We start from the raw sequence: 24,590 nt of genomic DNA, 5'->3' as shown, positions 1-24,590 counted from the left end.
GAGCGGCGCATCGGTCGAGATGTTGCGCCGTTGGGACAGGAAAATTTCCAAGTGTCTGAAATATTTAACGAAGTCGACGAAGAGCTGCGTCGCGAGCGGCTCAGGAAGCTGTGGGACAAGTATTCCATCTATATCGTCGGCGCCGCGATCCTGATCGTGGTCGGCGTCGGCGCCTGGCGCGGCTATGAGTATTACGAGGCCAAGCAGGCCGCCGAGGCCAGCACGGCATTCGCTGCCGCCGCCGAGCTTGCCGAGCAGAACAAGCACGCCGAGGCGGAGGCCGCGTTCGACAAGATCGCCGCATCGGCGCCGTCGGGCTATCGGATGCTGGCGCGGCTGCGCGCCGCTGCCGAAATCGCGGTGCGCGACCCGGCGCTTGCGGTGAAGCGCTATGACGAGATTGCTGCCGATCGGCGCCTTCCGGCGCCCTATCGTGACCTTGCCGGGATTCGCGCCGCCGGGCTGGTGATGGATACCGCGAACTACAACGATCTGGTGCAGCGGCTCGAGCCGATCGCCACTGCCGACAGTGCATTCCGGCACACTGCGCGGGAATTGCTGGCGCTGTCGGCCTGGCGCGCCAATAACGTTGCCGCGACCCGGCAGTGGATCGACAAGATCACCACGGATGCGGAAACCCCGGGCAGCCTGCGCAGCCGCGCCGACGTGCTGCAGGCCCTGTTGCCGCCGACCGCCAGCAAGAGCTGAGATGATCCGAGCGACCGCGACACCTGAGATTGTGAGAGTTGATCCATGCGCCTGTCGCACCGCCTGATCCCCGTCGTCGTTCTGGTCGCGCTGTCCGGAGGACTGTCCGGCTGCGGCAGCATGAGCGGATTCGATCCGACCGATATGTTCGACTTCCTCGACCAGAAGAAGAAGCTGCAGGGCGAGCGCAGGCCGGTGTTCCCGGAGGGTGTCCCCGGGCTGGAGCAGGGCGTGCCGAGGAGCCTGTACAAGGATCAGGTCGAGCAGCAGCAGCGCGAGCAGGCTGCGGCTGTGGCAGCGCCGGTCGAGGGCAGGCCGCCGCCGGCCGCGCGGACGCGGACGCGGCAGACTACAGCGACCCGGCGCCCCGCCGCCGCCGAACCGGCAGCAGAGGAGGAGGGCGGAGCCGCTGCGGTGCCGCCGGCACCTCCGCCCGCCAAGCAATCGCGCCGCCGCATCACGACGCCGCCACCGGACGATCAGCCGGCCGCGTCCTCGGCACCGGCGCAGCAATCCGGAACGGCTCCGGCATTCCCGGCGCCCCTGCCCAGCGGCAGCTTCCAGCGCTGATCGCAGGGGGCGGTTTCGAAGGTCTGACCCGAGCGACATTGACAGGCCGCCGCTTCTCGGCGACGGATCAGCATGTCTTTCATCCTCGCTATCATCGGCCGGCCCAACGTCGGCAAATCGACGCTGTTCAATCGCCTCGTCGGCCAAAAGCTGGCGCTGGTCGACGATGCTCCCGGCGTCACCCGTGATCGCCGCGAAGGCGAAGGCCGGCTCGGCGATCTGTCGTTCACGCTGATCGATACCGCCGGCCTCGACGAGGGGCCGAAGGGGTCGCTGACCGCGCGGATGCAGGAGCAGACCGAGACCGCGATCGAGCACGCCGACGCGCTGCTGTTCGTGATCGACGCCCGCGCCGGCCTGACGCCCAACGACCGTGCCTTCGCCGACTTCGCCCGCCGCGCCAACAAGCCGGTGGTGCTGGTCGCCAACAAAAGCGAGGGCAAGCACGGCGAGATTGGCGCGATGGAATCCTACGCGCTGGGACTTGGCGATCCGGTGCAGATTTCCGCCGAGCACGGCGAAGGCCTGGGCGAACTTTACGACGCGCTGCGTCCCTTGATGCCCGAGCCGGTCGACGAAGAGGACGACGACGATGCGGACCACAGCGAGGAGGCGATCGCGACGCGCCCGATCCGGGTGGCGATCGTCGGACGTCCCAACGCCGGCAAGTCGACCTTCATCAACCGCCTGCTCGGCGAGGAGCGGCTGCTGACCAGCCCTGAAGCCGGCACGACGCGCGACTCGATCGCCGTCGAGGTCCAGTGGAAGGGGCGTGAATTCCGGGTGTTCGATACCGCCGGTTTGAGGCGCCGATCCCGGATCGAAGAGAAGCTGGAGAAGCTGTCGGTCGCCGACGCGCTGCGCGCGGTGCGTTTCGCCGAAGTCGTCGTGCTGATGATGGATGCGCAGAACCGCTTCGAGGAGCAGGATCTGCGGATCGCCGATCTGGTCGAGCGCGAGGGCCGGGCGCTGGTGATCGCGGTCAACAAGTGGGATCTGATGGAGCGTCAGGGCGGGCAGATCGCGCAGCTCCGCGCCGATGCCGATCACTGGCTGCCGCAGATCAAGGGCGTGCCGATCGTCGCCACCGCCGGCATGCTGGGAGAGGGCGTCGACCGTCTGATGCAAGCGGTCCAGGACGCCTACGCCGTCTGGAACAGGCGGGTGCCGACGGCGGCGCTGAACCGCTGGTTCGAGCAGGCGACGGCGCAGAATCCGCCGCCGGCCGTTTCGGGCCGCCGCCTGAAGCTGAACTACGTCACCCAGACCAAGGCACGGCCACCGAGCTTCGTGGTGTTCTGCTCCCGCGCCGATGCGGTGCCGGAGTCGTATCTGCGCTATCTGGTCAACAGCCTGCGCGGCGCGTTCGAGCTGCCGGGCACGCCGGTGCGGATCACGCTGCGTGAGAAGGCCAACCCGTTCGCCCACAAGCGTAAACGCAAGTCATGACCGAGGAAGCCACAGCGCAGCAAACGCCGGTCGCCGGAACGACCGGGCCGCGCCGCGCCGCTGTCGGCTTCATCTTCATCACCATCGCGCTCGACATGTTGAGCCTGGGCATGATCCTGCCGATCCTGCCCAAGCTGATCGAGAGCTTCTCCGACGACAACACCGCGAATGCGGCGCGGATCTACGGGCTGTTCGGCACCGCCTGGGCGCTGATGCAGTTGTTCGCGTCGCCGATCCTCGGCGGGCTGTCGGACCGGTTCGGACGGCGGCCGGTGATTTTGCTGTCCAATCTCGGCCTCGGTCTCGACTACGTCCTGATGGCGCTGGCGCCGTCGCTGTGGTGGCTGTTCGTCGGCCGGGTGCTGTCGGGGATCACTTCGGCGAGCATCTCGACGTCGTTCGCCTACATTGCCGACGTCACGCCCGCGGAGAAGCGCGCCGCGGTGTTCGGCATGGTCGGCGCTGCGTTCGGGCTCGGCTTCACCTTCGGTCCGGCGATCGGCGGCCTGCTCGGCGGTGTCGATCCGCGGCTGCCGTTCTGGGTGGCGGCGGCGCTGAGCTTCGCCAATACGCTGTACGGCCTGTTCGTGCTGCCGGAGTCGTTGCCGCGTGAACGGCGGTCGCCGTTCCGCTGGAAATCCGCCAACCCGATCGGAGCGGTGCGGCTGCTCACCTCCAACGCCACGCTCGCTGCGCTGGCGGTGGTCGAGTTCTGTGCCGAGGTCGCCCATGTCGCGCTGCCGGCGATCTTCGTGCTGTACACCGGCTATCGCTACGGTTGGGATCAGACCACGGTCGGTCTGGCGCTGGCGTTCGTCGGCGTCTGCACCACGATCGTGCAGGGCTTTCTGGTCGGTCCCGCGGTGAAGCGGCTCGGCGAACGTCGGGCTCAGATTTTCGGCTATGGCGGCGGCGCGCTCGGCTTTCTGATCTATGCGCTGGCGCCGAGCGGCACGCTGTTCTGGATCGGCATTCCGGTGATGACGCTGTGGGGCATTGCCGGGCCAGCGACCTCCGGGATGATGACCCGGCTGGTGTCGCCGGAGCAGCAGGGGCAGTTGCAAGGCGCCACCACCAGCGTGAAGAGCGTTGCCGAGCTGATCGGCCCATTCTTCTTCACGATGATCTTCGCTTATTTCATCGACGGCGGTACGCCGCTGCATCTGCCCGGTGCGCCGTTTCTGGTCGCCGGCGCCTTGCTGATGGTGTCGGTGGCGATCGTGGTGGTTGCAGGCGGCCGCACCAAGCGAGCTTTGCCCTGATAGAGAGCCTTCCTCGACAAAGAGCCTTGCCTCAATCGAGAACTCGCCTCGACGAAGCGAGGCTCGCCAGACGAAGATGCAGGACACCGGCCCCGCCTTGCACGTTCTCTTCCGCATTGGGCTTGCGTCTGCGGAGCCGCCTTGTTCAGAACGGCACCGAGGCCCTGCCGCGCAGCGTCCAGATCTGAACGGTGCCGCCCAGTCCACCCATTTCGCCCCCGAACGCAATCGCCGCGCCGTTGCCGAACCGAGCGGCGAGGCCGCCAGTCACTCGCGCGGACCATCCGTCGAGCAGCGGCACCGACGCCAGCGGCGTCGCGCCTGCGAGCGTGATCGTCTCGGCATTGTCGCCGAGGAAGTAATAGTCGGCGTTGACGCCCGCATAAGGCGACAGCGTCAGCGTCGCGCTGTACAGCCAGGGGTAGCTCACCTTGAGTCCGGCCGAGGCCCGCCCGGTGAAGAACTCGCGTTGCGCTTGCGGCGTCCCAAGGGAGTCGACGTAGGCGTTCTGGCGTTCCCACAACGCATAGACCTTCGCCGAGGGCTCGATCGCAAAGCCGAACGCTTCGGTGGTTCCGGTCAGTCCTCCGGACAGCAGCCAGCGCTGCCCCTGGAACTTGCCCGCGGCGCTGCCTGCCGAGCCGTTGTAGTCGATCCCCGAATACGCCCCCGCGATGTCGACGCGCAGCCCGGCGGCCGATCGCCACGCGGCATAGGAGCCGATCGTCCAACCGTCGCCCCTGAGCCGGCCGTTGAGCGTGTCCGACCTGTAGTCGAAGGTCTCGTAGCCGCCGAGCAGGCCGATCAGGAAGTCCGGCGACGGCTTCCGGGTCAGTCCGATCAACGCGTTGACCTGGTTGCCGGATAGCACCGAGGTGGCCCCGGTCGCATTCCATTGGCCGATGCCGGCCCCCTTCACCTCGGCCCACATCAGCCAATCCTTCGGCTCGGTCAGTCGTTTGGCGGGGGCCTTGGCGGAGGAGCTGCGATCGATCGCTGCGAAGGTGTCGTCGAACCGTGAGCGACCGCGCCCGGCCGGTCCGGGGATGCCGATGCCGAGCCCGATCGCCGGGGTGGCGGGCCCGTCGCTGCGCAGGCCAGATCCCGGCCAGCGGCTCTCGATCGCGCTGGCCGTGGTGCCGGCTCTGCCTTGCGACAGATCGTCGGTGAAGTTCAGGCGCAGGCCCGTTCCGGACGGGGTGATCAGTTCGCCTCCGTCGTTGAAGCCTTCGGAGATCGCGGTGTCGATAGCGCCGGAGATGGCCGCACCGGAGGTTTGCGCGACGGTCTTGCTGGCCAGGATCTGCATGGCGCGCAGCTTCAGGCTGTCCTGAGGCGTGTTCACGGCCTGCAGCAATGGCGGCGAGGCGCTGGCGGCGAAACTGGCGTTGGCCGCGAAGGCCGCGACGATGGTATGCGACCCGACCGTCAGGCTGCTGGTGGTGAGCGTCGCGGTGCCGCCCGACAGGGCGACCGAGCCGATCGTGACTCCGCCATCGGTGAAGGTGACGGTGCCGGTGGGGACCGCGCCGCTTGCCGTCACCGTCGCGGTGAAGCTCACCGCCTGACCCGCCTCGCTGGGGTTGCGCGACGAGGAGAGGGTGGTGGTCGTGGCTGCCACGATGTAGCTGAACAGTCCTGCGCCGGTGCTGCTGCCGCCGGGAGTGGTGACGGTGACGTCGACGACGCCGACCGCATGGGCGGGGGTGGTTGCGGTCATCGAGGTTGCGCTTGTCACGCTGACGGCGGTCGCCGCGGCACCGCCGAAACTGACCGCGGTCGCGCCGGTCAGGTTGCTGCCGGTGATCGTGACTGAGGTGCCGCCCACGCTCGGACCGCTGGCCGGACTGACCGAGGTGACCGTAGGGCCGGCCGCGTAGCTGTAGAGTCCTGCTCCTGTGGCGGTGCCGCCCGGTGTCGTGACGACGACATCGACGGTTCCCGCGGCGTGGGCCGGGGTGGTCGCCGTGATTGTGGTGGCATTGACGACGATGACGTTGGTAGCGGCGGCGCCACCGATGGTCACGGCCGTTGCGCCGCTCAAGTTCGTTCCAGTGATGGTCACCGAGGTGCCGCCACTGATCGGGCCTGCTGCGGGCGCGATCGACGTCACGGTCGCTGTCGCGATATAGGTGAAGCCTCCGGTCGAAGTGGCTGAGCCGCCGGCTGTGGTCACCACGACGTCGCGTGCGCCCGCGGAGCCCGCCGGCGTCGTGATCATGATCGAGGTCGCCGTATTGGTGCCGAGCGTTGCCGCCGCCCCGCCGACCGTCACGGCAGTAACGCCCGAAAGGTCGGTGCCGGTGATCGTCACCGACGTGCCGCCGCCTGCCGGGCCCGAGTTCGGCGCAATCGTGCCGATCGTCGGGCCTGCCACATAGGTGAATCCTGCGGTGGACGTCGTCGTTCCTCCGGCTGTGGTCAGGACGACGTCGCGTGCACCGGCGGTGCCTGCTGGCGTCGTGATCACGATCGATGTCGCTGTGTTGGTGCCGAGCGACGCGGCAGCGCCGCCGATGGTAACGGAAATCACGCCGGCAAGATCGCTGCCGGTGATGGTGACGGAGGAGCCGCCGCCGGTGGGCCCCGAGCTGGGCGAGATCGTGCTGATCGCCGGCGGACCAGCATAGGTGAAGCCGCCGGTCGAGGTGACCGATCCGCCGGCGGTCGTCACCACGACGTCGCGTGCGCCGGCTGTGCCGGCCGGCGTCGTCACGACGATCGACGTCGACGTGTTGGTGCCGAGCGTTGCGGCCGCGCCGCCAATGGTGACCGAGGTGACGCCTGACAGATTGGTGCCGGTGATCGTTACCGATGTTCCACCGGCGGTCGGACCCGCATTCGGCGAAACCGTGCTGATCGACGGCGACAGGATATAGGTGAAACCGCCGGTCGAGGTGACGGAGCCTCCTGCCGTGGTCAGCACGACATCACGCGCGCCGGCGGTTCCGGCCGGGGTGGTGATCTCGATCGACGTCGACGTGTTGGTGCCGAGCGTTGCGGTCGCGCCGCCAATGGTGACCGACGTGACGCCGGACAGGTTGGTGCCGGTGATAGTGACGGAGGTGCCGCCGCCCGTGGAGCCGGAACTCGGCGTAATGGTGCCGATCGTTGGGGCCGCCGCATAGGTGAAGCCGCCGGTCGATGTGACCGAGCCGCCGGCCGTGGTCAGTACGACATCGCGCGCGCCTGCAGTGCCGGCCGGCGTCGTGATCTGAATCGAGGTGGATGTATTGGTGCCGAGGGTCGCCGATGCGCCGCCGACCGTCACCGACGTAACGCCGGACAGGTTGGTGCCGGTGATGGTGACGCTGGTACCACCCGCTGTGGGGCCGGCACTCGGGGAAATCGTGCTGATGGCCGGACCGGCGATGTAGGTGAAGCCGCCGGTCGAGGTCACTGAGCCGCCGGCCGTGGTCAGAACGACGTCGCGCGCGCCGGCGGTTCCGGCCGGGGTGGTGATCTGGATCGACGTCGACGTGTTGGTGCCGAGCGTCGCCGCGGCCCCGCCCACGGTCACGCCGGTCACCCCTGACAGGTTGGTGCCGGTGATAGTCACCGAGGTGCCGCCTGCCACCGGGCCGGAACTGGGCGATATCGTGCCGATGGTCGGCGCCGCGACATAGGTGAAGCCGCCGGTCGAGGTCACTGAGCCGCCGGCCGTGGTCAGAACGACGTCGCGTGCGCCGGCCGTACCAGCCGGCGTTGTGATCTGAATCGAGGTCGACGTATTGGTGCCGAGTGTCGCCGCGGCTCCGCCCACGGTCACGCCGGTCACCCCGGACAGGTTGGTACCGGTGATGGTCACCGAGGTGCCGCCCGCCACCGGGCCGGAACTGGGGGAGATCGTGCCGATGGTCGGCGCGGCGATATAGGTGAATCCGCCGGTCGACGTCGCCGAACCGCCGGCCGTCGTCACCACCACGTTCTGCGCGCCTGCCGTGCCGGCCGGGGTTGTGATTGCGATCGAAGTCGAGGTGTTGGTGCCGAGCGTCGCTGCGACGCCGCCGACGGTCACGCCTGTGACGCCCGACAGATCGGTGCCCGTAATGGTGACGCTGGTGCCGCCCGCGACCGGGCCCGAGTTCGGCGTAATCGTGTCGATCGTCGGGGCTGCCAGATAGGTGAAGCCGCCGGTCGAGGTGACCGAACCTCCCGCTGTCGTCAGCACGACGTCGCGCGCGCCGGCTGTGCCGGCCGGCGTTGTGATCTGAATCGATGTCGACGTATTGGTGCCGAGTGTTGCCGCTGCTCCGCCGACGGTCACGCCGGTGACCCCGGACAGGTTGGTGCCGGTGATGGTCACCGAGGTGCCGCCTGCGACCGGGCCGGAACTAGGCGAGATCGTGCCGATGGTCGGCGCCGCGACGTAGGTGAACTGATCGTTTGAATTGGTCGGGGATGTGCCGGTGGCGTTGGTCACCGTAACGTGGACCGTCCCGGCGCTGCCGGCCGGCGAGGGCACGACGATCTGTGTCCCGGAACTGCTGGTGAAACTGGAACTCGGCACCGACGTCGCGCCGAAGCTCACCGACGTGGCGCCGGTGAAATTCGTGCCGGTGATGGTCACCGAGGTGCCACCCGCCGTGGGGCCTGAGGACGGCGCGACCGCGGTGACGGCCGGGGTGCCTGCCGCGGTGCAGGTCGCTGCAAGCGAAACGCTACCGGTGAATCCTTGGAAATTCCCGTAAAATGCCTCTGCATAGAGCCCTGAGGTCGAGTCGATGTCACTGACGTCGATCGACGTCAATTGGTATTGCCCCGTGACGCTCGACGAAAAGCCGCCGCCTGTGTTGTTGTTGAAGCCCGTTGGTATTCCGAAGCTGAAGTCGGCTAGAAAGCCTGCCTCGATCGATCCGGCCGTCGGGTTGATGGTGACCGAATAGTTGATGATGTCGCCCGTAGCGAACCCTGTGACCTGTGTGCTCTTGTAGCCCTGCCCATCATCCGGCGTATCGGGCGTCGAAAACGAGACCGTGTAGTTGAGTGCGCCGCCGTTCACGGCGTTGCAGCCCGCAGACGCCGCCCAGCTCAGCGAGGGTGCCAGTGCGGCCAACGCGCAGGCCGATGTCGCCAAAGCAAGGATACGGGCCCGGCGCGCCAGCGGTACAATCAGTCTGACCGCCGTCGCGGAGACCCCTGCGGCGTGGAGCCGCCATCCGAGCTGACACCTGAGCTTCTGTCGGATCTGCCGTCGGAGCTGTGGCTCTGATCTCAGCTCCACAGTTTCAAAAGCAAATTCAGTCGACGCTCTCTGTTCGGCTCGTGGACCGGCCGACGATATGCGTTCATCCAGTTGCATGTCGTTCGCCGCTGCTTGGCACGCCGCCGTGCCATTCAAATAATTGCAGTTGCTGTACGGACGAGGCTCAGAGTTGTAACGAGTCGATTGTTCGCATTAGGAGGTGTGTGGTATCAAGTACAACCAGCAATTGATCGTGCGAAATTCGATCGTCAGATGCAAGAAGGTAACAGGTCGTCAGTTTGTGCCGCTACAGCATGGTTTCGTGAATAGCACGTAGCGGTGTGTCGGTGCCGCGCGCTGATGTTTGTAGGTACTTTGATAGTTGTGAAACAGCTTGGTTGTGCGCCGCAACGCTTCTGCTGCTCGGCAGAGATGTGACTAACAGGATGGATCGGATTCGGAATGGCGGGATGCGGGTGCCCGCGTTTTTACACCCGATCATTGACTGAGCGAGGATGGATCAGATGGCAGAAGCATTCATTGGCCAGATCATGCAGGTCGCCTTCAATTTTGCTCCGGTCGATTGGGCGGTCGCAGCCGGACAGACGTTCAACGTCACGCAGAACCAGGCCCTGTTCGCACTGATCGGTGGAACCTTCGGCGGTGACGGGCGAACCACCTTTCAGCTTCCCAATCTTCAGTCCCGGGTGATCATCGGCTCCGGGCAAGGACCGGGTCTCAGCAGCTACGCCTGGGGCGCGCATGCCGGTGTGGAGCGCGTGACGCTCACGCAGGCCAACCTGCCGGCGCATTCACATGCCGCGGTATTTACCCCCACAGGTAGTGGCAGCGGCGGAGCAGCGGTGGTTCAGGCGTTGACGGGCGCACCTGTCAGTTCGCTGTCGGCCACGCCGGCCGCCGGCTCCCAACTGGCGAATACCGGTCCGACGGGAGCCTCGCAGCCGAAGATCTACGCGCCGGCTGGTACATCGGGCACACCGGTCAATCTCGGTGGTGTGAGCGGTGGCGGAGGTGGGATTACCGGAGGTACGGTCCAGATCGGCAACACCGGCAGCAATGTTCCGGTCGAGACCTTGCCGCCTTATTTGGCGCTCCGAACCAATATCTGCCTGTCGGGTCTCTATCCGGTGCAGGATTGATCGGTCCGTCTTCAGGGCCCGCGGCGGCAGTGCCGTCGGCCCCTGAAGGTGGCTGTCGTCGATTTGTCTCAGTTGAAGACAGCCTGGTATCGGCGTCGGCCGTTCTTCGGTTGCAACTGGGAAATCAGGATGGTGTAGGGGCCGCCCCGGCCGCAATCGAATTCATAGGCGGCATCGAGCAGGTAGACGTCTTCCGGTGATTCAAAGAACAGGCTGAACGGCTCGCGCTCGGCGCCGATGAACACCGGCTTGCGCTGCAGCCTGACGAGCGTGATTTCAACAGGCTCGGGGACGGTCGCGATACGGACGCTACGTCCCACCCATGGTTCGAAGTCTTCGGGCTTCATCAGATACATCTGCCACCTCGATCACTGCAATGTCGTGGTCGACAAAACTGATTATCGCCTTAGCTGTGGACGTCATCCCGCGTCAATGCGGCACCGCAAAGCACGAGTGCGTCGATTATTTCGGAAGTGGTGATGAGCAGCATTGCGGCGCATGTCCGACTGCCGACGCCGGGGTTGGCGATTCGACCGGCGCAGGCCGCGGACGATGTGTTCTGCCGTTGCCTGTCCGACGCCACGCTCCGCGCGATGTTCGCGTCCATGGGGCTGCCGGAGCCGCTGCTTGCGACATTGCTCGCGCAACAGTTCGAGGCGCAACGCATCGGTTATCGGCGGAGCTTTCCGGCCGCGGAGTATTTCGTCATCACCGAGCGGGAAGTTGCTGTGGGTCGGGTCGTCGTTACAATCGATCCGGCCGAGGCGGGGCTGTGCGACGGCAGCGACGTGGACGGTGAAGCCGCGGCTCGATCCTGGGGCAACCGGGCGCTCCGGATCGTCGATATTGCGCTGCTTCCGGCAGCACAGGGGCGCGGCATTGGGCGCGAAGTCATCGCCGGTCTGGTCGGGGCCGCAGAAGCGATCGGTTTGCGGCGGCTGACGTTGTCGGTGCAATCGTCCAATGACCGGGCGCGCAGTCTGTACCTCCGGTTGGGTTTCATCGAGACCGAAGGCGAGGGATATCTGCACATGACGAGGCGGTTGGGCTGATCAGGTCGTGGCATGCGCCGCTCCTGAAAGCAAATGGCCGGGCACAAGCCCGGCCATTCAGAATCGGCAGCGTTGACCGCGAGACTTACTTCTTCACCAGCGGACACTCGCTCTGGGACAGCGGTCGCGCGGCGTCCTCGGCCGAGATATCGGCGATCTTCTTGTAGTAATCCCACGGCCCCTTGGACTCGGCCGGGGACTTCACCTCGAACAGGAACGCTGGGACCATCCGGCGGCCGTCGGCGCGGATCACCGACTTGCCGAACGGCACGTCGTCGGCCGGGATCTCCTTCATCTTGGCGACGACCTTGGCGCCATCGTGCGGATTGCCGCCCATCGCCTCCAGGGTCTTGAGATAGTGAAGCACCGCCGCATAGACGCCCGCCTGGGTCATCGAGGGTCTGGCGTTGTTCTTGGCCAGTTTCTGGAAACGATCGGCGAAAGCGCGGGTGTTGTCGTTGAGATCCCAATAATAGGACTCGGTGAAAGTCAGGCCCTGCGCGGTCTTCAGCCCGAGCGAATGCACGTCGTTGATGAACAGCAGCAGCGCCGCGAGCTTCTGTCCGCCCGCGGTGATCCCGAATTCGGAGGCCTGCTTGATCGAGTTGGTGGTGTCGCCGCCGGCATTGGCGAGGCCGATCACCTTGGCTTTCGACGCCTGCGCTTGCAGCAGGAACGACGAGAAGTCGGGTGTGTTCAGCGGGTGCTTGACGCTGCCGAGAACCTTGCCGCCGTTGGCCTTGACGACCGCGGTCGTATCTCGCTCCAGCGCGGCGCCGAACGCGTAGTCGGCGGTGAGGAAGTACCAACTGTCGCCGCCGGCTTTGGTCAAGGCCTGTCCGGTGCCGTTCGCCAGCATGTAGGTGTCGTAAGTCATCGAGATGGTGTTGGCGTTGCACGCCTTGCCGGTCAGGTCGGCGCTGGCGCCGCCCGAATTCATCAGGATGGCGTTCTTTTCCTTGACCAGATTGCTGATCGCCAGCGCGACGCCGGAGTTCGGCGTATCGGTGATCAGGTCGACCTTGTCGACATCGATCCACTGCCGCGCCAGATTGACGCCGATGTCCGGTTTGTTCTGATGATCGCCGGAGACCAGATCGATCTTCCAGCCCTTCGCTTCCAGACCTGAATCGGCGATCGCCATCTTGGCTGCGACCACCGAATTCGGACCGCCGATGTCGGCATAGAGGCTCGACATGTCGTTGAGCACGCCGATCTTGGCGGTCTTGTCACCGGACTGCGCAGCAGCCGGCGCGGTCAACGCCGCACTCACCAACGCGGCCGCGATGGCGTGCGAGAACACTCCTCTCATCACTTCCCCCTCTGTATGGCTGGCTGATTGACACGCGGATGTTTCCCCGCTTGCCGTCAGTCAATCGCGCTGCCGGGGCGAAGTCAATCGGCCAGAGGGTCTTTCAGGGAGCGGGAGGGGCCGTCGAACAGCTTGCCGGTTTCGGTGAAGGACGGCAGGCACAGCGGCAGCAGCAGTTCTGCGGCCTGGTCCGGCGTCGGCAGGGTCTCCGGATCTTCGCCTGGCATCACGTTGGCGCGTAGCTTGGTGCGGGTCGGGCCGGGATCGAACAGATTGATGCGGATCGGCGTGGTATTGGCCGTTTCCTTGGCCCACACCTGCACCAGCGTTTCCAGCGCCGCCTTCGAGGCCGCATAAGGGCCACGATAGGCCGGCGCCTTGCCGCCGGCGCGCGAGGTCAGGAACACCGCACGGCCGGCGTCGGATGCCCGCAACAGCGGTTCCATGCAGCGGACGAGCTGGAAGTTCACATTGAGGTTGATGCCGATCACGTCGAGCCACGGCTTCAGATCGATATGGCCGAGCGGCGATGATGGTCCGGCGATACCGGCGTTGCCGACCAGCACGTCGAGCTTGCCGTGGCGTTCGTAGATCGTGCCGCCGAGCCGGCCGATCGCCTGATAGTCGGTGAGATCCAGCGGGACCAGCGTCAGCGGATGGCCGCCGTCCTTGCGGACCTCGTCATCGAGCTCTTCCAGCCCGCCCTGGGTGCGGGCGACGGCAATCACATGGGCGCCGGCCTTGGCGAGCGCCTTGGCGGTGGCGTAGCCGATGCCGCGCGAGGCGCCGGTGACGAGAGCGATGCGGGAAGCGAGAGGTTGGGTCATGGCGAGGTCCGGCTCAAGATATATCGGACTTCCTCATACGCGGACCGGACCCGAGTATCCATCCTCTAAAAGAGGTATCTTCAAACGCTGGGTTCAAAGCAAACGCCGCCACCGGCGAAGCCGGTGACGGCGTTTGGGCAGATCGCAGCTCAGCTCGCTTCGGCCAACAGCGACAATTGCCGCGGCGCCGATTCGGTCTGGTTGAGATCGGTGAGGCCGGTCGGATAGTCGCCGGTAAAGCAGTGGTCGGTAAATTTCGGCAGCGCCGGGTCGCGGCCCGGTTCGCCCATTGCGCGGTAGATGCCGTCGACCGACAGGAAGGCCAGCGTGTCGGCGCCGATCAGGTCCCGCATCTCTTCGAGCGAATGCGTTGCGGCGAGCAGGCCGGCGCGGTCCGGCGTGTCGATGCCGTAATAGTCGGGATGGGTGATCGGCGGCGAGGCGATGCGGAAGTGCACCTCGCGGGCGCCGGCATCGCGCATCATCTTGACGATCTTCCTGGACGTGGTGCCGCGGACGAGGCTGTCGTCGATCAGCACGATCCGCTTGCCTTCGATCGCGGCGCGGTTGGCCGAGTGCTTCATCCGCACGCCGAGTTCGCGCACGCTCTGGGTCGGCTGGATGAAGGTGCGGCCGACATAATGGTTGCGGATGATGCCGAGCTCGAACGGCACGCCCGACTGGCGCGAGTAGCCGATCGCCGCCGGCACGCCGGAATCCGGCACCGGTACCACCACGTCGGATTCGACGTGGCTCTCGACTGCGAGCTGGGCACCGAATGCCTTGCGGACGTCGTACACCGAGCGGCCGCCGACGATCGAATCCGGACGCGCGAAATAGATGTACTCGAAGATGCAGGGGCGGGGCGCCTGCGGCGGGAACGGCTTGTGGCTGGTGACACCGTGGCGATCGAACACGATGACTTCGCCGGGCTCGACGTCTCGGACGTAACGCGCGCCGATGATGTCGAGCGCGCAGGTCTCCGAGGCGAGGATCGGGCAGCCGTCGAGCTCGCCGAGCACCAGCGGGCGGATGCCCAGCGGATCGCGGGCGCCGACCAGTTTCTTGTTGGTCAGCGACACCAGCGAGTAGGCGCCTTCCAGCGCCCGCAGCGACTCGATGAAGCGTTCGATGAAGCGTGTCTTCTGGGAGTGCGCGACCAGATGCAGGATCACCTCGGTGTCGGTGGTCGACTGCATGATCGCGCCGCTGCGGATCAGTTCGCGCCGCAGGGTGAGGCCGTTGGTGAGATTGCCGTTGTGGCCCACCGCGAAGCCGCCGGCATTGAGCTCGGCGAACAGCGGCTGGACGTTGCGCAGGATGGTCTCGCCGGTGGTCGAATAGCGGACGTGGCCGATCGCCGAGTTGCCGGGCAGCCGCGCGATCACGTCGGCGCGGGAGAAGGTGTCGCCGACCAGGCCGAGCCGGCGCTCGGAATGAAACCGGCCGTTGTCGAACGAGACGATGCCGGCAGCTTCCTGGCCGCGGTGCTGCAGGGCGTGCAGCCCGAGCGCGGTGATCGCTGCGGCCTCGGGGTGGCCGAAAATGCCGAACACGCCGCACTCTTCGCGCAGCGTGTCACCATCGGTATCGAAAACGGTATCGTCGAGGATGTGCTGGTCGCGAGCGTCCGAAGCGGGCGTTGCGGCGTCGTCGGAAGAGCTGGGCATCGCGTCCATCGCGCCTCTCTTGTGGGACACGCTCAGCGCGTGGCCGGTTTGCCCTCTATCAGGTTTTTCAGGCCGTCACGGGCGGGTTTGCTGTAGCCGTCATTGGCACCGGGCGCAGCCGAATCCTCGGTCTGCTGCTGGTCTTCGTCCGGCTTGTTCTTCTTGAACCGCTTCAAGATGGTATTTTCAGGGTCGTCCGGCAAGAGCGTCATCAGCCAGTCACCGGTTCCTTGCAGGACGGTGCGCGACTTGGCGTTGGTGACCCATTCGGGGCGCTGCTTGTCCGGCACCAGCCAGTTGAAGAACAGATACGCCACCACCACGATCAGCAGGCCGCGGGCCAGACCGAACATAAAACCGAGGGTGCGATCGAGCGCGCCAATGCGCGAATCCAGGATCATGTCCGAGATCCGCACCGTGATGATCGACACGATGATCAGCGTGCCGAGGAAAACGCCGGCGATCACCACGATGGCCGCGACCGTCTCGGACGAGAAATAGGTCCGGGCCATCGGCATCAGCTTCTGGAACGCGTACAGCGTCACCAGCGCGGCCGCGCCCCAGGCCGCGATCGACAGCACTTCGCGCATGAAGCCGCGCACCATCGCGAGCAGGCCGGACACCAACATCACCGCGAGAACGACGAGATCGAGGATGGTAATCGGCATCGGCAGGTCAGGTCCGCTCGGTCAGCACAACGGCGAATCGGCGTGCACGGGGTCGGCACAGGTGACGGTGGTATGGCACGCGGCGCAAGGCGAGAAAACCACCCCGGTCCGCCTCGCCACAGCAATGTTCCGCTGGGTTAAAGCTTGGTGGCCGGATACGTTCAGCTTGCGCGGGCGTTGTATAGCGGCGCGCCCCCGAAACGTCACGCCGCTTCAACCCTCCTGGCGCCGGAATCGCGCCGGTGTTGCATTTGAGGCAGCTTTGGTCCGCGGCGTACCATCGTCGTGGCTCCGCCGCGTGCCGCGCGCGGCGATGTCCGCGACCAGGCTGGACAGCCCGCCGACCGATTGCAGCGCCAGCCCGGCATCGGCCGGAGCTTCGCCGCGGGTCTGTTCCGGCAGCACCGCACGGGCGAAGCCGAGCTTGGCGGCTTCCTTCAGCCGGGCCGGGGTCTGCGCCACCGGGCGAACCGCGCCCGACAGCGAGATCTCGCCGAAATACACCGCGTCCGGCGGCAGCGGCGCGTTGGCCAGGGACGAAACCAGTGCGGCGGCGGCGGCGAGGTCGGCGGCGGGCTCGTTGATGCGCAGGCCGCCGGCGACGTTGAAATAGACGTCGTAGCCGCTCAGCTTGACGCCGCAATGCGCCTCCAGCACCGCCAGCACCATCGACAGCCGCGCCGAATCCCATCCGACCACCGCGCGCCGCGGGGTGCCGAGCGTCGAAGGGGCCACCAGAGCCTGTAATTCCACCAGCACCGGGCGGGTGCCTTCGATCCCGGCAAACACCGCGGTGCCCGGCGAGCCGAGATCGCGCTCCGACAGAAACAGCTCGGAGGGATTGCTGACCTCGCGCAGGCCCAGCCCGGTCATTTCGAACACGCCGATCTCGTCGGTGGGACCGAACCGGTTCTTCACCGAGCGCAGGATCCGGAACTGCTGCGATCCTTCGCCCTCGAACGACAGCACCGCGTCGACCATGTGCTCGACCACGCGGGGGCCGGCGATCTGGCCGTCCTTGGTGACGTGGCCGACCAGGATGATCGCCGCGCCGGTCTTCTTGGCGAAGCGGATCAGCGCCTGCGCCGAGGCGCGGACCTGGGTCACCGTACCCGGCGCCGACTCCACCGTGTCGGTCCACATCGTCTGAATTGAATCGATCACGATCAGCTTCGGCGTCGCGCCTTCGGACAGCGTCGCGATGATGTCTTCGACCGAGGTCTCGGCGGCGAGTTCGACAGGTGCGGAGGCGAGGCCCAGCCGTTCGGCGCGCAGCCGGACCTGCGCGATCGCTTCTTCGCCGGAGATGTACACGGTGCGATGTCCGGCCTTGGCCATCAGGCTGGTGGCCTGGGTCAGCAGCGTCGATTTGCCGATGCCGGGATCGCCGCCGACCAGCAGCACCGAGCCGCGCACGAAGCCGCCGCCGGTGACGCGGTCGAGTTCGGCCATGCCCGACGGCAGCCGCGGCGCGTCGTTGCTCTTGCCGGCCAGCGACTCCAGCTTGAACGTCCGGCCGCGGCGCTTGGCGCGGATCGACACCGGCACCGCGTTGTCGCCGGCCTCTTCGACCAGCGTATTCCACTCGCCGCACGCCTCGCATTTGCCCTGCCAGCGATTGAACGCCGCGCCGCAGTTCTGACAGACGAAGGAGGAGGTGGCTTTGGCCATCGCGTGCTCGGGTGGACCGGGGACAGATACATTCTTGATGTTCACATTTTGTTCTGTTCGTCAACGGTCCAGCAGACAGACACCGAAGTTTGTTCGAGAATGCGGTGGACTCCGGGCGCCCGCCCGGGGCGTATTTGGGGAAGTGAGGACATGAAAATCGCCATTCCAACCAAGGATTGGCTCACCATCAGCGGCCACGCCGGGCAGGCGCCGCGCTGGCTGGTCTATGATCTGGCCGGACACAGCGCCGGCGAGCCGTTGCCGGCACCGGCTCGGATCGAATTGGTGAAGGAGCAGCTTCCCCATTACTTCAAGGACGACGGCCCGCATCCGCTCGACGGAGTCGAACTGATCGTGGCCGGGAGCGCTGGCGACGGCTACGTCCGCCACATGAAGAAGCGCGGCGCCGACGTGCTGCTGACCGGCGAGACCGACCCGGCGACCGCGATCGATCTGATCATCAAGGGCGAAGATCTGCCCGATCAGAGTTTCGACATCACCACCACGCTGTGCCGATTGCGCGATCTGTTCGCGCGTCACTGAGCTTCGGGGCGCGCGGCGCCGGCGGAGGGAGCATCACCACCGCCGCAATGATCCGCCCCCGGGGACGCTTCCGGAACGGCCGCCGCTCGGCTACGTTCAATCCGCTATGCGAGACGACAGACATCGGGACTACGAGCGGCGGAAGTGGCGGCAGGTCGCCGGCCATTTCGCGATGGGCGCAGCGTTCGGGGCGCTGTTCGCGGGCATCGTGCTGTACAACAATTACTTCGGCCTGTCGGGCGTGATCGCCACCAGCGAAGCGCCGACCCTGGTGCGGATCGTCTTCGTGGTCGGTGTGTCCGGTTCGTTCGCCTTCATGGCGGCGATCACCGGATTTCTGTTTTTGGTCCACGAGGATTGAGCCGGCTGGCCGATCCGGTGACAGGCTTCGTCATCGCGAGCGCAGCGAAGCACCCAACCGACGCGGTGGACTGCGCTCGGGATCGCTTGGTCGCTGCGCTCCTCGCAATGCCGCTGAGAGTTCGTGCTTGGGACTCAGCCGGCCGAGGCGGTGGGCAGGCCGTCACCCTCGGCAGGCTTGTTCTCCGGCTTGGCGTCGCCGCCCTTGTAGATCCGGGTGTAGCGCGGTCCGAGACTGGTCAGCACTTCGTAGCCGATCGTGCCGAAGTGATGGCCGAGTTCGTCGACGGTGATGCCGTCGCCGATCAGGGTCGCCATCATGCCGCGCCGGGCGGCGTTGGCGGGCAGGTCGGTGACGTCGACCGCGAGCAGGTCCATCGAGATGCGGCCGGCGATCGGGCAGCGTTCGCCGGCGATGATCACCTCGGCGCCGCGGGTGCCGTCGCTGGAGCCGGCGGCCCGGAAATAACCGTCCGCATAACCGGCCGACAGCACCGCGATTTTGCTCGGGCGCCGTGCGCTCCAGGTCGCGCCGTAGCCGACGGTGTCGCCGCGCTCGACGCTGCGGACCTGCACGATCCGCGCCTTCAGGTCGACCACCGGCTGCATCGGATTGTCGGCTTCCGGCGTGGGATTGATGCCGTACAGCGCCGCGCCGGGGCGCACCAGATCGAACGCGAATTGCGGGCCGAGGAAGATCCCCGAAGACGCCGACAGTGACGCCGATACGCCGGTGAACTGACCGGCGATTTCGCGAAATGCGGTCACCTGCCTGGCGTTCAGCGGATGATTGACGAGATCGGCGCAGGCGAGGTGACTCATCACCAGCGTGATGCCGTGGTCGCCGGCGACGATCCGCGGCACGATGCCTTGCGCCTCGGTGATCGTCAGGCCGAGCCGGCTCATCCCGGTGTCGATGTGCAGGGCCGCGCCGCCGCGCCAGCCGGTGCGGCGGCAGAACACGTCCCATTCGGCCAGTTCGTACAGATCGCCGATCACCGGTTGGCAGTTCAGCCTGGCGAATTCGTCGCCGGAATACGGAAAGAACCCGTCGAGGACGTAGAGTGTCGCCTCCGGTGCGACCTCGCGCACTGCGCGGGCTTCGCCGAGCGTCGCCACGAAGAACGTCTTGCAGCCCGCGCCGAGCAGAGCCTTGACCACCGGGCCGGCGCCGCAGCCATAAGCGTCGCCCTTGACCACGCCGGCGCATTCCGACGGCACCGCGGTCTTTTCGAGCTTGCGCCAGTTCGCAACCAGCGCGTCGAGATCGATGGTGAGAATGCCGGAAGCGGCCGCGGTGGCCGCGGCGAACTCGGCGGCTTTTCCCGCCTCCGGTGTCAACAACTCGGCAACGGTAGCGTTCGGATCGGGGAGGATGTGCATGGCGCACCTTATGCTTTGCCTGCGGCCCGTTCAACGGCAGCCGGCGCGGCTCAGGTCCGCTCCGGCGTCAAATACGTTCCGGCAGGTGGCTGTCGTCGGTGAGATCGCTGAAGCGGGTGAACTGACCTTCGAACTGCAGATCGACGGTGCCGGTCGGACCATGACGCTGCTTGGCGATGATCACTTCGGCCTTGCCGTGGACCAGCTCCATGTCGGTCGCCCACTTCTCATGTTCGGGAGTGCCCGGCCGCGGCTCCTTGTTCTGCAGATAGTATTCTTCGCGGTACACGAACATCACCACGTCGGCGTCCTGCTCGATCGAACCTGATTCACGCAGGTCCGCGAGCTGCGGTCGCTTGTCGTCGCGGGATTCGACCTGACGCGAAAGCTGCGACAGCGCGATGACCGGGATGTTCAATTCCTTCGCCAGCGCCTTGAGGCTGGTGGTGATCTCGGTGACTTCCTGGACGCGGTTGTCGCCCTTCTTGCTCGAGCCCTGCAAGAGCTGGATGTAGTCGACCACCAGCATGTCGAGGCCCTTCTGCCGCTTCAGGCGGCGGGCGCGGGCGGTGAGCTGCGCGATCGACAGGCCGCCGGTTTCGTCGACGAACAGCGGCAGCGACTGCAACTCGATCGAAACGTCGCGGATCTTGTCGAAGTCGGCTTCCGAGATGCCGCCGCGGCGGATCTTGCTCGAGGCGATCTCGGCCTGCTCGGCGAGAATACGGGTCGCGAGCTGTTCGGCCGACATTTCGCAACTGAAGAAGCCGACGATGCCGCCGTTGACGGTCTTGGTCGAGCCGTCCGGCTGCACCTCGCCGCGATAGGCCTTGGCGACATTGTAGGCGATGTTGGTGGCCAGCGCGGTCTTGCCCATACCGGGGCGCCCTGCGAGCACGATCAAGTCGGAGTGCTGCAAGCCGCCCATCCGGGTGTCGAGGTCGCGCAGTCCGCTGGAGATGCCGGACAGCTTGCCGTCGCGCTGGAACGCCTTCGCCGCCATGTCTACGGCGGTGGTCAGCGCCTGGGAGAATTTCTGGAAACCGCCGTCGTAGCGGCCGGATTCCGCCAGCTCATACAGCCGGCGCTCGGCGTCCTCGATCTGATTGCGCGGGGCGAAGTCGACCGGAGCGTCGTAGGCGACGTTGACCATGTCGGTGCCGATGCCGATCAGATCACGGCGCAGCGACAACTCGTAGATCGTCCGCCCATAGTCCTGGGCGTTGATGATGGTGGTGGCTTCGGCGGCAAGCCGCGCCAGATACTGCGCGACCGTGAGGCCGCCGAGATCGAGATCGGCCGCCAGGAACGTCTTCAGCGTGACCGGGGTCGCGATCTTGCCGGCTCGGATGATGCTGGCCGCGGTTTCGAAGATGGTCTGATGGATCGGCTCGAAGAAATGTTTCGGCTCGAGAAAGTCCGACACCCGATAGAACGCATCGTTGTTGACCAGGATCGCGCCCAGCAGGGCCTGCTCGGCCTCGATGTTGTGGGGCGCGGTCCGGTATGCCGGCACGCCGGGTTCCGGCGCAAGCTTCAGAACGTTCGAATCGGTTGCGGCCATAGCTCTCGAATATCGGGTCGAATTTGTCGGATGCGGGGCGCGACTAAAGCGCCGATTTCGGCGGGAGCGAAAGCCGCATTCGCGCGTTATGCACCAGCGCGACAAGAGTGTGGATGACCGCTGGAGCGGCCGTACCCCGTGCTTGACGCGTTCCGGCCGCGGCGGCGGAAGGCTTGAACCTTCTGCCGTTGTCCGGCGACAGTTCAAAATGAACGGTCGAGACAGATCGAACCGCTCCGGTCGGGGATTCGTAAGAATTTTCGGCGAGGATAGCGGAAGACGCGATCATCGAGGCGCCCACATTGTGGGAAGCTCCAACAAGGTGACGCGACACAGGGCAAGAGCGTCGAGGACTCCGCAGCCGCTCGCGGATCACCTCGGATGATGGACACAGCGCAGATGGCACAGCAGTATTGCCACCACCACTCCGATCGCGATTGGCTGAACTTGCTGATCGACTCCTTCGAGCGCGCATCGGCCGAAGAGGCCGAGCACAGGTTGTCCGACAGCGCGTTGGTGTGCGCTGCGCAGGCCCATCTGGCACGGCCGCTGCCGCAAGAAGCGGATCGGGAAGGTTGCCGCCGACTGGTGAACTGCAGCTAGCGCATGATGCCGGCCGGCGCTCTTACTCGCCGGCGAGTTGCAGCCGCGGTGGACGCTCGTTTTCGATCGACGCCAGCCGCCGCTCTTCCGCAGCGATATAGTCTCGCGTGATCGGCACCACGCCCTGGCGCCGCGTGAGCTGGATCTGGAACACCATGGTGTTCTGTTTGCGAAACGACATTTCCGCAGCCGCCAGATAGAACTCCCACATCCTGACGAAACGGGCGTCGTACAGCCGCTCCGCTTCCTCGCGACGGGCCAGGAAGCGCTCGCGCCACGCCCTCAGCGTTTCGGCGTAATGCAGCCGCAGGATCTCGATGTCGCAGACCAACAATCCGGCGCGCTCGATCGCCGGCAGCACCTCCGACAGCGCGGGCAGATAGCCGCCGGGGAAGATGTACTTGGCGATCCACGGATTGGTGAAGCCGGGCCCTTCGGAGCGGCCGATCGAATGCAGCAGCATCACGCCGTCGTGCTCGAGCAATTCGGCACAGCGTCGGAAGAAGGCGTCGTAATGTGCGACGCCGACGTGCTCGAACATGCCTACGGAGACGATGCGGTCGAACGGGCCGCCGGGGACGTCGCGATAGTCCTGCAACATGAAGCGGGCCCGACCGGCAAGGCTGCGCTCGGCCGCGCGGGCGTTGGAGACCTGGAGCTGCTCCTGCGACAGCGTCACGCCGGTAACGTCTGCGCCGCAAGTCTCCGCCAGATACAGTGCCAAGCCGCCCCAGCCCGAACCGATGTCGAGTACCCGCTGCCGCGGGGCGGCGAGCAGCTTGGCGGCGATATGCCGCTTCTTGGCGAGTTGAGCGTCATCGAGGCTGGCGTCGGGCGTTTCGAAATAGCCGCAACTGTATTGCCTGTCGGAGTCCAGAAACAGCGCGTACAGCCGGCCGTCGAGATCGTAGTGACGTGCGACATTGTCGCGCGATCGGCCGCGCGGGTTGAACTGGTGCAGCGTCCTGGCCCAGTAGCGGACCAGCCCGTGAAATCTCGCCCAGTCCGGTGTCCAGTCAGGCTGATCCATTGCCACAGCGAGCAGGTCGGCGATCGTGCCGTGCTGCATCACGAGGCCGCCGTCCATGTAGATCTCGCCCAGGGCGAGCTCCGGATCGCGCAGCAGGCGACGTTGTGCCGCGGCGCTCGTCAGCCGTGCGTGCACCGGCTCTCCGGTGCCGTCTCCGCAAGTAAATGTGGTGCCGCTCGCGGTGGTGAAGACGATGGTGCCGCGTTGAATGAAGCGGCTCAGCAGCAGACGAAACAATCCGTCCATCGGCAGGCCTCGCTCTCGGGCGCCGACCCTGAGCAGCGCCTCGACTGCTACAACACTGGCCTTGCGGCTTGTTCCTGTCGCGTCGCCGCAAGCACCGCGATCGAAGTATAGTCAAGCATCGCAGGTATCATTAGTGACATGAGCGTGAGGCTGAGCTGCTGCCTCATTTCATGCACCGTGATGTTCCATCTCTGCGCTTCCAATCATCTCACAATTCGCTAAAAGGTCACCGCCGCGGCTGCGGTGATTTTTTGCATCGGAGGGCTAAATGGTAAGCCGATCGCTCAGTTCGGTAGCGGTATTGCTCGTGCTCGGGGTTGCCGTCGCACAGCCCGCCCGAGCCCAGAATTTGGAAGCGGGCAAGAGCTCGGCGCAAATCTTCTCGAGCACCTGCGCCGTCTGTCACAAGAGCCCGCGCGGGCTGCTTCGGACGGTGCCGCCGAACGCCGCAGCGTCGTTCCTCAGGCAGCACTACACCACCAGCAGCGACATGGCCGCCATGCTGGCCGGCTATCTGGTCGCCAATGGCGGCACCGATGCGCGTGGCAGGCAGGACGCCCGTCCGGAGTCGAGGGCGCGCCGGCAACGCCGGGGGGCCGAGGAAGCCGCCAGGCCCGAAGAGGTCGCTCCTCCCCAGCAAGCCGAAGAAGGAAAGAGCCAGCGTAGCCGGAACACCAAACGCCGCCCCGCGCCGCCGGTCGAAACAGAGGAGCCGGCCGCTGCGCCGGCTGCAGAAGCCGAACCCGCAGCGGCGCCTGCGCCCGAGGCCAAGACCGAGAAGAAGCGCGGCAAGGCCAAGCGTACCCGCGAGAAGCCGGCCGAGCCCGCTGCCGCAAAGCCGGACACCCCTGCGTCCGAGCCGGGCAAAGAGCCGGGTAAGGAACCGGGCAAGGAGGAGGCGGGGTCTGCGCCCAAGCCCGGTGCGACCAAGCCAGCCGCTGCGCCGGCTGCCGAGACCCCGGTGCGCTCCGATCCGGTACCCGCAGTAACCCCGGCACCGAAGGCGGCCGAACCCGAAACGCCGAAGCCTCAAACCTCCGAGCCTTCGGGGAACAAGCCACCTGAGTCGGCGGCGCCCGTGTCCGCCCCGGAACCGAAGCCGGCTCCGGCTCCTTCGCCGGCGGGGCCGCCGGCCGAGAAGTCGTCCGAGACTGTGCCGGCGCAGCCGCAGCCGTCCACCGAGTCGGCGCCGTCGACCGGCTCGACCGAGGCGCCGGCCGCGAAATAGTCCGCTCGCTTCCTGGTCGAAGATAGAAAAAGCCCGGCCTGATGCGATCAGGCCGGGCTCAGACTGCTGACAAACTCCTCGCCATTGGCGGGGAGTTTT

Annotated in this window: 20 protein-coding genes; 10 read left to right on the top strand and 10 right to left on the bottom strand. The window is 66.2% G+C overall.

Features of this window, described 5'->3' with window-relative positions; all coding sequences use genetic code 11:
- Positions 1 to 51: 51 nt before the first annotated feature.
- From FLL57_RS10920 to FLL57_RS10905, 4 genes are all read left to right on the top strand, one after another.
- Entirely contained in the window at positions 52 to 708 is a 657-nt protein-coding gene (locus FLL57_RS10920; RefSeq protein WP_142882903.1) for a tetratricopeptide repeat protein, read from the top strand.
- Between the two features lie 45 nt (positions 709 to 753).
- Positions 754 to 1,278, top strand: coding sequence for a hypothetical protein (locus tag FLL57_RS10915; protein WP_142882902.1), 525 nt, complete (start codon positions 754 to 756; stop codon positions 1,276 to 1,278).
- Between the two features lie 72 nt (positions 1,279 to 1,350).
- Positions 1,351 to 2,727 carry a ribosome biogenesis GTPase Der gene (der, locus tag FLL57_RS10910; protein ID WP_142882901.1) on the top strand — a complete coding sequence of 459 codons (1,377 nt, stop codon included), beginning with the start codon at positions 1,351 to 1,353 and terminating at the stop codon, positions 2,725 to 2,727.
- Positions 2,724 to 3,989: a TCR/Tet family MFS transporter gene (locus FLL57_RS10905; RefSeq protein WP_013502051.1), complete on the top strand. Its 1,266-nt coding sequence runs from the start codon at positions 2,724 to 2,726 to the stop codon at positions 3,987 to 3,989. Before der ends, FLL57_RS10905 begins: the two co-directional genes overlap by 4 nt.
- A 145-nt stretch (positions 3,990 to 4,134) precedes the next feature.
- Here the strand turns inward: FLL57_RS10905 and FLL57_RS10900 are convergent, their stop codons facing one another.
- Positions 4,135 to 8,991, bottom strand: a complete 4,857-nt coding sequence (locus FLL57_RS10900; RefSeq protein WP_235677273.1) for a beta strand repeat-containing protein — start codon at positions 8,989 to 8,991, stop codon at positions 4,135 to 4,137.
- A 707-nt stretch (positions 8,992 to 9,698) separates the two neighbouring features.
- On the opposite strand from FLL57_RS10900, the gene FLL57_RS10895 reads away from it, so the two are divergent.
- Positions 9,699 to 10,334, top strand: coding sequence for a phage tail protein (locus FLL57_RS10895; protein ID WP_013502053.1), 636 nt, complete (start codon positions 9,699 to 9,701; stop codon positions 10,332 to 10,334).
- 68 nt (positions 10,335 to 10,402) lie between these two features.
- Here FLL57_RS10895 and FLL57_RS10890 read toward each other — a convergent pair whose 3' ends face one another.
- Positions 10,403 to 10,690 carry a DUF6916 family protein gene (locus tag FLL57_RS10890; RefSeq protein ID WP_013502054.1) on the bottom strand — a complete coding sequence of 96 codons (288 nt, stop codon included), beginning with the start codon at positions 10,688 to 10,690 and terminating at the stop codon, positions 10,403 to 10,405.
- Between the two features lie 123 nt (positions 10,691 to 10,813).
- On the opposite strand from FLL57_RS10890, the gene FLL57_RS10885 reads away from it, so the two are divergent.
- Complete coding sequence (locus FLL57_RS10885; RefSeq protein ID WP_142882899.1) at positions 10,814 to 11,386, top strand: GNAT family N-acetyltransferase; 573 nt, start codon at positions 10,814 to 10,816, stop codon at positions 11,384 to 11,386.
- Between the two features lie 85 nt (positions 11,387 to 11,471).
- Here FLL57_RS10885 and FLL57_RS10880 read toward each other — a convergent pair whose 3' ends face one another.
- The 5 genes from FLL57_RS10880 to radA form a co-directional block, all read right to left on the bottom strand.
- A complete protein-coding gene (locus FLL57_RS10880) occupies positions 11,472 to 12,698 on the bottom strand; it encodes an ABC transporter substrate-binding protein (protein ID WP_013502056.1) in 1,227 nt (408 codons plus the stop codon).
- An 83-nt stretch (positions 12,699 to 12,781) separates the two neighbouring features.
- On the bottom strand, positions 12,782 to 13,525 hold the full coding sequence (locus tag FLL57_RS10875; protein WP_013502057.1) for an SDR family NAD(P)-dependent oxidoreductase: 744 nt from the start codon (positions 13,523 to 13,525) through the stop codon (positions 12,782 to 12,784).
- 149 nt (positions 13,526 to 13,674) lie between these two features.
- Complete coding sequence (purF, locus tag FLL57_RS10870) at positions 13,675 to 15,204, bottom strand: amidophosphoribosyltransferase (RefSeq protein ID WP_142882898.1); 1,530 nt, start codon at positions 15,202 to 15,204, stop codon at positions 13,675 to 13,677.
- 23 nt (positions 15,205 to 15,227) lie between these two features.
- Positions 15,228 to 15,863, bottom strand: coding sequence for a CvpA family protein (locus tag FLL57_RS10865; protein ID WP_013502059.1), 636 nt, complete (start codon positions 15,861 to 15,863; stop codon positions 15,228 to 15,230).
- 213 nt (positions 15,864 to 16,076) lie between these two features.
- Positions 16,077 to 17,534: a DNA repair protein RadA gene (gene radA, locus FLL57_RS10860; RefSeq protein WP_142882897.1), complete on the bottom strand. Its 1,458-nt coding sequence runs from the start codon at positions 17,532 to 17,534 to the stop codon at positions 16,077 to 16,079.
- Positions 17,535 to 17,684: 150 nt separating this feature from the next.
- Here radA and FLL57_RS10855 point away from each other — a divergent pair, with 150 nt between their 5' ends.
- Together FLL57_RS10855 and FLL57_RS10850 are read left to right on the top strand one after the other, a co-directional pair.
- The gene (locus FLL57_RS10855) at positions 17,685 to 18,077 is read left to right on the top strand and encodes a NifB/NifX family molybdenum-iron cluster-binding protein (RefSeq protein WP_142882896.1); all 393 of its coding nucleotides are present in this window, start codon (positions 17,685 to 17,687) and stop codon (positions 18,075 to 18,077) included.
- A gap of 106 nt (positions 18,078 to 18,183) precedes the next feature.
- Positions 18,184 to 18,438, top strand: coding sequence for a hypothetical protein (locus tag FLL57_RS10850; protein ID WP_142882895.1), 255 nt, complete (start codon positions 18,184 to 18,186; stop codon positions 18,436 to 18,438).
- Positions 18,439 to 18,572: 134 nt separating this feature from the next.
- Here the strand turns inward: FLL57_RS10850 and alr are convergent, their stop codons facing one another.
- Together alr and FLL57_RS10840 are read right to left on the bottom strand one after the other, a co-directional pair.
- On the bottom strand, positions 18,573 to 19,820 hold the full coding sequence (gene alr / locus FLL57_RS10845; protein WP_013502063.1) for an alanine racemase: 1,248 nt from the start codon (positions 19,818 to 19,820) through the stop codon (positions 18,573 to 18,575).
- A gap of 67 nt (positions 19,821 to 19,887) precedes the next feature.
- On the bottom strand, positions 19,888 to 21,384 hold the full coding sequence (locus FLL57_RS10840; protein WP_013502064.1) for a replicative DNA helicase: 1,497 nt from the start codon (positions 21,382 to 21,384) through the stop codon (positions 19,888 to 19,890).
- A gap of 381 nt (positions 21,385 to 21,765) precedes the next feature.
- On the opposite strand from FLL57_RS10840, the gene FLL57_RS10835 reads away from it, so the two are divergent.
- Entirely contained in the window at positions 21,766 to 21,987 is a 222-nt protein-coding gene (locus FLL57_RS10835; protein ID WP_235677257.1) for a hypothetical protein, read from the top strand.
- Between the two features lie 22 nt (positions 21,988 to 22,009).
- Here FLL57_RS10835 and FLL57_RS10830 read toward each other — a convergent pair whose 3' ends face one another.
- On the bottom strand, positions 22,010 to 23,263 hold the full coding sequence (locus tag FLL57_RS10830) for an SAM-dependent methyltransferase (protein ID WP_142882894.1): 1,254 nt from the start codon (positions 23,261 to 23,263) through the stop codon (positions 22,010 to 22,012).
- A gap of 433 nt (positions 23,264 to 23,696) precedes the next feature.
- On the opposite strand from FLL57_RS10830, the gene FLL57_RS10825 reads away from it, so the two are divergent.
- Positions 23,697 to 24,491, top strand: a complete 795-nt coding sequence (locus FLL57_RS10825) for a hypothetical protein (protein WP_235677290.1) — start codon at positions 23,697 to 23,699, stop codon at positions 24,489 to 24,491.
- The last annotated feature ends 99 nt before the right edge of the window (positions 24,492 to 24,590 follow it).

Source organism: Rhodopseudomonas palustris, assembly GCF_007005445.1.
GTDB lineage: Bacteria > Pseudomonadota > Alphaproteobacteria > Rhizobiales > Xanthobacteraceae > Rhodopseudomonas > Rhodopseudomonas palustris_G.
Note: the sequence above shows the minus strand (reverse complement) of the source record. Positions and strands in the feature narration are given on the sequence as shown.